Below are 2,064 nucleotides of genomic sequence, written 5' to 3' on the forward strand. Positions count from 1 at the left end.
AGTGTACCGTTGAACCGTTCGATGTGGTTGGTTTCCCCTTGTGACTTCGCACTGGGATAATGTCGGTGTGCCGGGATGATCCGCGCATAGGCGCTCCAGAAATCTGTGTAGACGGAAGCGGAAGTCTGATATTGCGCTGGGATGGAATCCCACAGAGCCTGTGCGGAGCGCTCCGTACGATCGCCAACATGGACCCCGACGATGCGCCGGGTCAGGCGATCGATGGCGATCCAGATCCATTGTTTGTTCAGGCGTTTTCCGACAAAGGACCACAGTTCGTCGCACTCCAGGATTACTCCGTAGGGTGTGGTGTTTTTTTTAGCGCGACCTGACGAGGAACCTTCTTGTACTTCTCGTTCACGTAGTTCTGCAGCCAAGCCTCGGAGACCTTCACCGCACGGGCAATTCCGGCCAGGGAGATTTTTTCCAGCAGCAATCGATCGATCAGTTCGCGGGTTTCCTGAGAAACCGGCCCCTTGGCAGGATGGAGAACGAACTGGCGACCGCAATCTTGACACTTGTACAACTGCTTTTTCAGCCGGTTGAATCCATTTTTTGTCACATGGCTGGAGTGACACTGTGGACATGTCAGATACATCTTCTTCATCCTTAAAACAAGAGATTTTGATCTTATCCAAACCTATCGGTTAGGGCGCTACCCGTGAATCAAAAGCTCAAGCACCTCGCGGGCTCGGAACAAAGGATAGCTTCGACGGGGAATATGATCACGCGGGACGTGACAGATAGCTTCGACGGGGAGTATGATCTCACGGGACGTGACATATAGGGCTTTTTTATCACGAAAATGTCACGATGTTTGCAGTAAATTACTGTGAGTGAGAAAGCTGTGTCGAGCGAATTAATTTGTTCGTAATCATTAAATCTAAAGGTTTCAAAGGAGTCCTTGATGAAAGAGAAAAAGGTTTCAAAGGAGTCCTTGATGAAAGAGAAAAAGGTTTCAAAGGAGTCCTTGATGAAAGAGAAAAAAGAGACAATCAGGGAGATGATTAAGCATGAAAACGAGTTAACAAACCACCGTCTGAACTGGATGATTGCGACCCAGGGTCTCATGCTGGTTTCAGTGGCAAATGTAATAACAAAAACACAGCCCGAGTCAACTTTATTGGTTTTTTTGGTTTCCACTATTGGGGTGTTTGTATCGTTGGCGACAGTAATAGGGTTGAGAGTTAGTGGGATAGCGGTGAGAAACTTAGTTTTTTGGTACAAGGAGAATCAGTCTAGTGAAGAAAAAAGTGATCCGCCAGTAATAGGTTTTAGGCGAGATAGTGAAAGCGAAGAAGTAAAGGTTGTTTTAAGGAATTCACCATTCGGAAAAATCTGTAAAATAATGATTTTGATAGTTGAAAAGATAATAGGAGTAGAGCCCTGCTGGGATAATGGTGAGATGATAGATGCGGCATGGGTGTGTATACCGGTTTTTTTCGTGTTTGCATGGTCGTTAATGATTTTGTTTAAAATATTTTTTATTGTCCACCAGCTATCCTGAGTGCCTTGTCGTCATCAGCAGAGCAGAACACGAGAGATGATGTCCCCTTCCCCAAAAATAGGTCCAGCGAAAAGTAGAGACCGAGGGCATGATAGTGGCCGAGCAGAGGAGAGCCCACATGCGCAAGAGCAAGTACAGCGAGCAGCAGATCGTTGACGCATTGCGTCGTGCTGAGTCAGGAATGGCCGTCAATGACGTATGCCGGGAGCAGGGGGTCAGCGCGGCGACCTTCTATCAATGGCGCTCGAAGTACGGGGGGATGGATGCTTCGGACCTGAAGCGGCTGCGCGCGCTGGAGGAGGAGAATCGCCGGCTCAAGCACATGTACGCGGATCTGAGCCTGGATCACAAGATCCTGAAGGAGATCGTCGAAAAAAAGCGCTGAGCGCCAGGGCGCGGCGCGCCCTGGCGGGTGAGTCCATGGTCGAAGGCGTGAGCAAGCGGCGCGTCTGTCGACTGCTTGGGCTGAGCCGTTCGGTGCTCGACTATCACGCCCGCCCGCGTGACGACGGGCCGCTGATCAAGGCGCTGAGCGCGCTGGCTGAGCGCCATCCATC

The 2,064-nt window shown here is 50.1% G+C and carries 4 protein-coding genes; 2 read left to right on the forward strand and 2 right to left on the reverse strand.

The features are described 5' to 3' along the window. Both EBL85_RS17310 and EBL85_RS17315 read right to left on the reverse strand, forming a co-directional pair. Positions 1–377, reverse strand: a 377-nt coding sequence (locus EBL85_RS17310; RefSeq protein WP_190288120.1) for an IS1 family transposase, incomplete at its 3' end; no start/stop codon positions are given. Continuing rightward, positions 293–598, reverse strand: coding sequence for an IS1 family transposase (locus EBL85_RS17315; RefSeq protein WP_190288121.1), 306 nt, complete (start codon positions 596–598; stop codon positions 293–295). The genes EBL85_RS17310 and EBL85_RS17315, both read right to left, overlap by 85 nt. A 309-nt stretch (positions 599–907) precedes the next feature. Between EBL85_RS17315 and EBL85_RS17145 the strand changes: the two genes are divergently transcribed. Then, positions 908–1,507 carry a hypothetical protein gene (locus EBL85_RS17145; RefSeq protein ID WP_148040585.1) on the forward strand — a complete coding sequence of 200 codons (600 nt, stop codon included), beginning with the start codon at positions 908–910 and terminating at the stop codon, positions 1,505–1,507. Positions 1,508–1,625: 118 nt separating this feature from the next. Next, positions 1,626–1,892, forward strand: a complete 267-nt coding sequence (locus EBL85_RS16710) for a transposase (protein WP_190288122.1) — start codon at positions 1,626–1,628, stop codon at positions 1,890–1,892. Positions 1,893–2,064: the final 172 nt, after the last annotated feature.

The sequence above is a fragment of the Marichromatium sp. AB32 genome (genome assembly GCF_003718675.1).
Classification (GTDB): domain Bacteria; phylum Pseudomonadota; class Gammaproteobacteria; order Chromatiales; family Chromatiaceae; genus Marichromatium; species Marichromatium gracile.